10 protein-coding genes and 1 pseudogene are annotated in these 8,818 nt (G+C 35.9%); 2 read left to right on the top strand and 9 right to left on the bottom strand.

What is annotated here, in order from left to right; all coding sequences use genetic code 11:
• The 3 genes and pseudogenes from AC1DSB_RS09870 to AC1DSB_RS09860 form a co-directional block, all read right to left on the bottom strand.
• Positions 1-794: type II secretion system F family protein (locus AC1DSB_RS09870; protein ID WP_477586617.1), on the bottom strand; the 794-nt coding region annotated here is incomplete at its 3' end.
• Entirely contained in the window at positions 763-1,806 is a 1,044-nt protein-coding gene (gene comGA, locus AC1DSB_RS09865) for a competence type IV pilus ATPase ComGA (protein ID WP_477532716.1), read from the bottom strand. The genes comGA and AC1DSB_RS09870, both read right to left, overlap by 32 nt.
• Positions 1,807-1,945: 139 nt before the next feature.
• Positions 1,946-2,331: pseudogene (locus AC1DSB_RS09860) on the bottom strand (Spx/MgsR family RNA polymerase-binding regulatory protein).
• Positions 2,332-2,604: 273 nt separating this feature from the next.
• Here AC1DSB_RS09860 and AC1DSB_RS09855 point away from each other — a divergent pair.
• A complete protein-coding gene (locus tag AC1DSB_RS09855; protein ID WP_024534515.1) occupies positions 2,605-2,847 on the top strand; it encodes a DUF2626 domain-containing protein in 243 nt (80 codons plus the stop codon).
• 103 nt (positions 2,848-2,950) lie between these two features.
• Here AC1DSB_RS09855 and AC1DSB_RS09850 read toward each other — a convergent pair whose 3' ends face one another.
• Positions 2,951-3,589, bottom strand: coding sequence for an MBL fold metallo-hydrolase (locus AC1DSB_RS09850; RefSeq protein WP_477532717.1), 639 nt, complete (start codon positions 3,587-3,589; stop codon positions 2,951-2,953).
• 162 nt (positions 3,590-3,751) lie between these two features.
• Between AC1DSB_RS09850 and AC1DSB_RS09845 the strand changes: the two genes are divergently transcribed.
• Positions 3,752-3,931: a DUF2759 domain-containing protein gene (locus AC1DSB_RS09845; RefSeq protein ID WP_477532718.1), complete on the top strand. Its 180-nt coding sequence runs from the start codon at positions 3,752-3,754 to the stop codon at positions 3,929-3,931.
• 199 nt (positions 3,932-4,130) lie between these two features.
• On the opposite strand, the gene AC1DSB_RS09840 is transcribed toward AC1DSB_RS09845, so the two are convergent.
• The 5 genes from AC1DSB_RS09840 to rpmG all read right to left on the bottom strand — a co-directional run bounded on the left by AC1DSB_RS09840 (position 4,131) and on the right by rpmG (position 8,648).
• Complete coding sequence (locus AC1DSB_RS09840; RefSeq protein ID WP_477586615.1) at positions 4,131-5,237, bottom strand: YqgU-like beta propeller domain-containing protein; 1,107 nt, start codon at positions 5,235-5,237, stop codon at positions 4,131-4,133.
• A gap of 116 nt (positions 5,238-5,353) precedes the next feature.
• Positions 5,354-7,252, bottom strand: a complete 1,899-nt coding sequence (locus AC1DSB_RS09835; RefSeq protein ID WP_477586613.1) for an LTA synthase family protein — start codon at positions 7,250-7,252, stop codon at positions 5,354-5,356.
• A 407-nt stretch (positions 7,253-7,659) separates the two neighbouring features.
• A complete protein-coding gene (locus AC1DSB_RS09830; protein WP_477531987.1) occupies positions 7,660-7,866 on the bottom strand; it encodes a YqgQ family protein in 207 nt (68 codons plus the stop codon).
• Between the two features lie 4 nt (positions 7,867-7,870).
• The gene (locus AC1DSB_RS09825; protein ID WP_477531986.1) at positions 7,871-8,443 is read right to left on the bottom strand and encodes a 5-formyltetrahydrofolate cyclo-ligase; all 573 of its coding nucleotides are present in this window, start codon (positions 8,441-8,443) and stop codon (positions 7,871-7,873) included.
• Between the two features lie 55 nt (positions 8,444-8,498).
• The gene (gene rpmG / locus AC1DSB_RS09820) at positions 8,499-8,648 is read right to left on the bottom strand and encodes a 50S ribosomal protein L33 (RefSeq protein ID WP_016426933.1); all 150 of its coding nucleotides are present in this window, start codon (positions 8,646-8,648) and stop codon (positions 8,499-8,501) included.
• Positions 8,649-8,818 lie beyond the last annotated feature (170 nt).

Raw genomic sequence — 8,818 nt, 5'->3', positions numbered from 1 at the left:
ATGGATGTGTATATATTTGTAGATATAACTTGCAAATAAGGTTGGTAATTTTGTTTTTTCAAAACATCCAAAGCATGTTGCAAAGATAATCCACTGGCTAATAATGTCCCAAGTTCCTGTGAAAAACTTTTCGTCCAAAATAATTTCATCCAATTGGATAAGATGGGTGTTTTTAATAAGATGGATAATTGATGTTCATAAGAATACCGTTGAATTCCCCAGCGAAACAAAAACACCGTGATAAAGACCAACAGACAGACAGTGACTAACACATCTGGCAAATGCAGCAATAAGCTTGTCCAACTCATCGTGTTCGAAGATGCAGTATTCTGTCTGGAATTTGCAAGCAACTGCATGTTTGGTAAAAAATAAGTACGGAATGCCAAAAACAACCCTGCCAGCATACAAAATAAAAATACAGGATACATGACCACTTTTTTAAGGCTCGCTTTTGCCCGATCCAGCATAGCAATGTGCGTATGAAGACAAAGTAGCGCTTTCTGTAATTTCCCATGGGATTCCGCCATTTGGATAGATAATAAATAACTCTTGGGAATTCCTAATGTCATCAATAACGTGGTGACTCCATCTCCATTTTTCAAGTTGGCCGCAAGTTTGTTGTGTGCTTCTTCACTTGCTTTTACATGGTGAGGCAACAGCATTACCAAAGAATCGTAAAATGTGTATCCTTCAGACAAGAGCGTAGAGAGTCTGTTTAAAAACTGGGCTTGTTTTTTCCTGGGTATTTGACAATCTCGTACTTCAATACGTGACGGGAGAAACTTTAATGACACCCAGTTTCACTCCTCGCTCGTACTGATTGGAAAGCGTATACTTTTGTGGCATGTTAAAAGATCCACCTATTTTTATCGTATCGATTGCTTCTTCAAGAGTTTGACCATACAGAATTTCATACAAAGAAGAGCGGTTCGGCGTTACTCGATCACCTTCCCTATCATATGAAGTGATTACTAGTTGTTGGCTTGTAATTCCAAGAATAGATTGTTGTAAGTCATCAATCGGAATCCCCAAATCCATTAATCGATATAGACATCCAATCGGATTCTTAGCATGTACAGTCGTAATAACTAGATGTCCTGTTAAAGATGCTTGAACAGCTGCTTGGGCTGTTTCTGAATCACGAATTTCTCCAATCATTATGACATCTGGCGAATGCCGTAATATCGCTTTCAAACCTGAAGCATAGGAAATTCCAGAACGTTCGTTCACTTGTATTTGAAGCAAGTGGGATTGACTGTTTTCCACCGGGTCTTCCAGGGAAATTACATGCCGATTCAATTGATGCGTACTATAACTTGTAAGTGAGTACATAGTTGTCGTTTTCCCACAGCCAGTTGGTCCGGTGATGCATATCAAACCTTGACGGGACATCATTAAGTCATGCAGTAATTTAGCTGCATCACGATAAAGAGCAAGTTCTTGTAATGGTTTAGAATCATCATGCAATTGAATTCTAATTACAAGACTTTCTTTATTTTGAACAGATGGTAAAGTCGAAACGCGGAAAGAACATTCTTGTGTATTGAAGATTTGTTGGAATGAACCACTTTGAGGTTTTCGTTTTTCACTGATGTCAAGAGAGGATAAAAACTTGAAGTAAGAAATCATACGATCCCCGATATCCAGGTGAAGCTTACCTGCTGGGACCAATTTTATGTGTAAGCGAAAATAAATTGTATACCCTCCTGATGTAGGAATTAAATGAATATCAGAAGCCCGTGCTAATACTGCTCGATTAATTAACTCTTCACTTTTTTGTTCAATAATATTCTGTAATTCATTCATGTATATGACCATTCACCCAAAACAGGTTAGGACCGCTCATACCCTGTTCTCGACATTATAAAGTCATAAGCATAAAAAATATATATTTTTCAGCAAAATAAAAATCCCCCACCTTGTAAGGCAGGAAATTTTTATTTTGCTACTTATAATGCGTAGAATAATTTACTTTTGCCGCAAAAGGAACCCAAATGTTCCGGTTGATACCTACCACTAATTTCTTGCCATCTGTCAAAATCGGTCTTCTCAATAACTTTGGATTATCTACCATCAATTCAACCACTTTTGATAATGGCAAGTCATCGATATTCAGATTCAAGTCTTTAAATGATTGACTGCGGGTAGCCAGAATTTCATAAGATCTTCCGTTGTCATTGATAAAAGAAAAGAGAGTTTTTCAACAGTTGGCGTTTGACTGAATATATGTCTTTCTTCGAATCTAATCTGGTTAGAGATTAACCATATTTTCGTTTTTCGACAAGAGGTCAATAATGGATAAGTATAGAATGTTATATCAACCCTTAGAATTCCTATAATTCCCTTTTCATTTGTTATACAGATTTCAACTATTGTATAATGTTTGTCACCTAATATAAGAAACATCTTTAAAAACTTTTTAATGTCGATTATATTTGGACATACTTAACTGATCAGAAATTTTTTTGTCTTTTTTCAAGTAAGAATTCACAACTTCCACTGTTCTGTCACATTCTAAAGACATTCTAGAGTTTACATCTGTGAACCGAATCATCTATAATGAGGTAGAGATTATTGTATAGTTGTAAAAGGAGGGGACTACTCATGAACAATATGTATAAAGTGATGGGTTTCTGGACAGGAATTTTCGCAGTTATGTTTTATTTAGGTGATATGTATTCGGCATCATTATTATTTCTAGCAAACACAGGTTTATTTATTCTTTTAGGTTTCTTAAACCTTTCAGAGCGTATGTACATTTACATCTTCGGAGCATATTTAACAGTGTTTTTTGCTGGCTTCACTTACTATACGACATTTATTCACGTACCTGGTGCTGGACACTGATCAAGATTATAAAAAGACAGTCATTTCATATGACTGTCTTTTTTGTTTGGGATTTTTGGTCTCCACAAAAACCGGTTATTTAACTATGGACACACGCTCTTTGTCAAAATCCATTAAGAAACGGATTATTGCCCATTTCTTCTGCAGGAGTCGTAGGATTACCATGTCCAGGATAGCAGATCGTTTCTTCTGGTAAAGTAAGCAGCTTATTGTGAATAGAATTAATCAACTCTTTATGGTTACCATAAGGAAGATCCGTTCTCCCTATGCTGCCCTGGAACAATGTATCGCCAACAATTGCGAAACCGTCTTCTTCAAACCAATAGGAAATGCTTCCAGGTGAATGGCCAGGCGTATGGAACATCTGACATGAAAACGGTCCGATTTCCAACTTACCATCTGCATCAATCAATACATCTGCTGGTCTTCCTTCCACTAAAGGCAATTCACGAAAGCGTGCTGAACCATTTTTAGTCGAATCAGAAAGCCAATTTTTTTCTGCCTGATGTATATAGACTTGAACATTAAACGCATCACGTACTACATCGACAGCTCCAATATGATCGAAATGAGCATGCGTTAAAATAATTGCTAAAGGTTTTACCTGTAATCTCCGCAATTCTTTAATTAAAGCATCTCCTTGTTCACCTGGATCAAAGATCAAACATTGTTTTTCTTTATTGGTTACCACATAGCAATTGGTCTGTAATGGACCCAGTGGGAACGTACGTATATTTAACATGTCAATCACCTCAAGATTATTGTAGCAGAAACTCTGTCGGCATTCTCGCAGTTCATATATCCGACACTTTTTAATCCTCGACAAATCATATATAAAAACTTATAATAAGGTAGAAAACTTGTACTCGGCATTCATTTTCTGATGTCAAAAGGAGTGTCTATAATGAACTTATTAATGGTTATTTTTGGCCTGGTTGCTATCTTTGGTGCAATTGGTTCTTACCAAGCATTTAAAGAGAAAAACCTTTTAGGATTAGTCTTCAACATAGGAACTTTTGCAATTTTTGGATGGTTCACAGTGATGACGATTTTAGAACACGGATTTCCACCAGCATTACACTAATACCATAAAAAAGCTGACGTTCACACGAACGTCAGCTTTTTTTATATTATGGCTCAGATAAACTAAATGGTTACTTATCGTAGGGGCAAAGTACTCTCTCAATTTTTATTCAATCATCACAGTTTTCTTTAACTGATCTTATAAATATTTAGTTCCAATTAAATTATCGATTAATAGTGGCACGTGGGCACTATATTTATTATTCCTGCAATGTAATCCAAGGCAATGTTTCACCACTTTTAACCTTTAGCAAATTTTCTAATTGAACTCCTGTTAAACAATATTGGCCAGATGGATTGCACGAAAAGGATTCATAAGGTCCTTTCAAGATTGTTTTCATAGGCTCAGTAATAGACAATTGGACAAGATCAAAGTCTGATGGGATATCATCCATTAAACCTGATTGAGACGCTTCATATGTCAACATAGTTCCATCACTAAGCCATTCTATTTCTGGAACAAACCATTGCGAGTAATTACTGATGGACGGCAATTCGAACGTTGTTGATTTCCCATCCCGATACCGTATCAGTGTGTACAAAAATTTTTGCTGATCATCTGAAATACTTACTCGCACTTCAACATCATCTGTAGCCGACACGTGAATAATATTGGTAGCTTCCGACTCTGCTTCCTTCTTCGTCACGGTATTCACTTCACGTAATGTTCCACCACTTAATGAATCGTTTTCTGGCCAATTAATAGTGTATATAGAGGATTCTTTTCCCCATTTACCAAATGGATCATTTGTTTCAAAGCGTTTCATTTCTTTCGTTCCGCTTGAATAGACAAAAGAATCAAACGTCCAGTCTTCATAAAATGCACTGAAAAAAATTTCATCATCTTGAGTTGGATGCCAGTCCCAATACAATTCGGATGATTCGATCGTCAACTTGTCCAATTCCTGACCTGCCAACGAATAAAAATGTATGGACGCGCTCAATGAATTATTGGATGTTACAATAGCAATTTTAGACAAGTTCGGATGAATCCTCGCTTCGATGATAGGTTCTGAAATAGTAAAGATTATTTTGTTAACCCCGGTTTCAATATGATAGGAATTAATTTGATAGTCTGATTGTTGTCTTGTTATATAGAGAATCTCTTCATTAGAAAGCCAGCCAATCACACTTTCAAAATTCCCGTTCAGCTCTGATAGAGGTAAAATTGTATCTTCTTCTTTATTCGGTTGTTCTTGTTCAGGGGAAATTGATTTTTCTGGTAAGAAAGGTTCTGAGAGATTCTGCTGGCAACTTGTTAAAAGAAGCAAAAGAAATATACTGTAGTATCGAATGCTTCGTCTCATCACCACTCCCCCTTTCCTATATACAAGTAGTACGTATAGAATCGATATGTGTTTCAATAAATAAAAAAAACGTCAAAAAGTGATTCTACACTTTTTGACGTTTTTAACAGAATACATTATTTACGTTCAGCAGTCTCATCAATTAGCAGGTTGCCTGTTTTTTCATCGTAAAAACGAAGCAAATCCCCATTGATGATTTGATCTGAGTATCCAAGTTCTTCTGCCGCCCGTTCAATGTAAGGTGCACAAGCTTTAGCCTCTGTTTCTAAACCAGTTTCCTTGTCGTAACATACATTTCCTGCATAAACCACTTTATCAGTAACAAAGCGGCCATCACGGAATACAACAAATTCTTCATGGTCTTTAGAAAAGATATCTGCACCCATTTGCATATCTTTACTTGTGTCTACACCCAATAAATGTAGAATAGTTGGACGAATGTCGATTTGACCAGCAACTTCTTCAACAACTTTACCCTGGTTGGATCCGGGAATATGAATGAACATTGGTACCCGCTGTAATTGAGCAGTTTCAAAAGGTGTAATTTCTTTTCCTAAATATTGTGCCATAGCTTCATTATGGTTTTCAGAAATACCATAGTGGTCACCGTACATGACAATGATTGAATCCTCGTATAACCCTTTAGCTTTCAAGTCTTCAAATAAAGATTTCACTGATTCATCCATGTAACGTACTGTCTGGAAGTAACGATTCAATGTTCCTGAATTTGAATTGTATTCAGGAATAAATTGATCTTTCTCTTCCAAATGGAAAGGATAATGATTCGTCAATGTAATCAATCGTGAGTAGAAAGGTTGTTCCATTTCAGCCATATGATTAACTGATTGTTCGAAGAAAGGTATATCCTTCATTCCCCAGTTAACTGAATCGCCTTCAGCAATATCGTAACTTTCCACATCATAGAATTTTTCAACATTCAAGGCATTATACATAATGTCACGATTCCAGAAACTCTTGTTATTCGCATGCATGACATTTGTGAAATAACCTTTTTCATTTAATGATTCGGCCATTGAATTGTAAGTGTTCCCACTATTCGTAAAGAACACTGCGCCTCCACCTAATGGGTAAAGGCTATTCTCTACCACGAATTCAGAATCGGAAGTTTTTCCCAATCCTGTTTGATGGTAGAAATTCGGGAAGTAATACGTATCTTTGTCTTTCGTTAATTCATTCAAGAAAGGTGTAATAACTTCACCGTTCATTTCTTCATTCACTACAAAATTTTGAAGTGATTCAAGTGAAACAACAATTAAGTTTTTGCCTTCAGCAGTACCAAATACTTCGTAATTAGGTTCTGCTTGATTTGATCGAACATAGTTATTGACTTCTACTAGTTCGCTGCCATCAGCTAATGCTCGCTGTGCATGAGATTTCGATTGAATGTAAACATCGTATATATGATAATTATACATTCCGATATTCTTCACTAATAATTCACGGTCAAAACTTCTAGTTAACAATTGTGGACGCTCAGTTTCTGCTAATCCTAAGTTCAGGAATAAAACTGCTGCTGCCAACACAAAATATGCTCTACGGATAGCTGGTCTTACTGCAACTTCTGTCACTTTCGGCAACCATTTAATTGCCGCAAATAATAACGCAACATCAACAAAGTAGAATATATCCGTGAAGTAAATACTTTCGGCTGCAGATGCACCTAAGTCTCCGAAATTGCTCGTCTGGAACAATACCGGAAGTGTGATGAAATCGCTAAAGAAACGGTAAAATGCGACGTTGGCGTATAAAATCACCGCTAATATTGTACTCGTAATTAATAAATATCGATTTCTGGCTTTAACGGATTTAAAGAATAATGAGATACCATACACAAAAAGCAAAAAGCTTAATGGATTTATAAACAAAATTACTTCTTGCATGACATTTTCAATTTTCATATCAAAACTCGTATGGTATACCACATAGGTTTTAATCCAAGTCATTAAAATGGCTAGAGCCAAAATCGAATGTTTAGGTATTTTTATGTTCTTCATTCCTAACATCCTCCTTATCACTTTCAAACTTTGAATTTTTCAGCAAAAAGTCATCGTGCAATCCCATTTATAAGAATGGCAACGACTGACCTCTACATGAATTATTTAATTTCCCGTAACAAACGGTATGAGCGACTTTATTGCAGAAAGTCTATTTTATTCAACTAAAGAAAGAAACATTAGTATATCTTAATCCTTTTTTTACAACCATGCAACTTTCTGTTAATAATTCAAGAGTAAAATAGTTAGATGTCTATGTCTCCTTCACCTAGTTACCCCTTATAAGACGGCTGAAACATATAAAAGTTTCGTTTTTGTTAAAAAAAAGTAAATTTTTTTCGAGTCACCCCTATATTTTACCAAAAACAAAAACAACCTGACCACTTTCGTCAGATTGTCTTTACATTTTATTTTATGTTTTTGTCATTTAAACGTGACCGTTCTTGCCGAATTAATAGAATAGCCATCTGAAAATCCTGCGTTTCCATCATATGCGAGTTATACAATTCGCGAATTTCATCTTCCATTAACAATAAATCRGCCTGTCGGTCTGTTGTGTAGATAAAAGTTCCATAGCGTTTTAAATATTGAAGAACATCATAAATTGATTTCATACTTTCACTCCGTTTTCATACATACAATCCGTTTTGTTTCGGTCAAGATACATTGTACTGGTAAATCAAATTGTTCGATAGGAACTTGTTCAACAATCTGTCTGTCAAAAGCCATCGCGATTGTTGATCCTGTGTATGTGCTTAAATAACGATCATAGTAACCTCCACCAAAGCCAATACGATATCCTTTTGGATCAAATACGACTCCCGGAACAATGTGTACATCAATTTGAGGCGTATCTAGTTTAGTTGTAAGGGCTGGAATCGGTTCTTTTAGTTTCATATATACTACCTCAAGTTGATTAAAGGAGGTTATTTCAAAAAAAGTCATTTCCCTTGTGGCGGGATGACACTTCGGAACGGCCACTCTTTTCCCTTGTTGCCAAAAATTTTCAATTAATTTCCATGTATCTACTTCAGGAAATGCAGATAATGTGATACCGATTACTTGTGCTGTTTTGACCGTTTCTTCCATTAGTACTTTTCTATGTATCATGCATGAATGGTTTTCATGTACCTCTGGTAATAAATTATTTAAATCGTTTAAGATAGCTTTTCGAATTGTGGACTTTTCCAATAATATTCCCTCCATGAAAAAAACCAAAACCTGAGCAGGTTTTGGTTAAATGGTTTTATTTTGTTTCACGGTGTAAAGTCATTTTCTTTTCACGTGAGCAATATTTTTTCATTTCAAGACGTTCCGGGTTGTTACGCTTGTTTTTCTTAGAAATATAGTTGCGCTCGCCGCAATCTGTGCAAGCTAGTGTGATGTTAACGCGCATCATTATCCCTCCCACTCTAATCAGGAATCTTTTAAATCTTATGAGCAATGATTTATACGACTAACCTATTATATCATACCTCATTGAAAAATCTACTACCAACTGTGAAATATTTCTCGACATAGAAAGAGAAAGACAAAACGTGTCTTTCTCCGTCCATTTATTTATTC

It is taken from the genome of Paenisporosarcina sp. P4_E4_2 (assembly GCF_056401595.1).
This window is presented reverse-complemented; position numbering and strand designations above follow the sequence as displayed.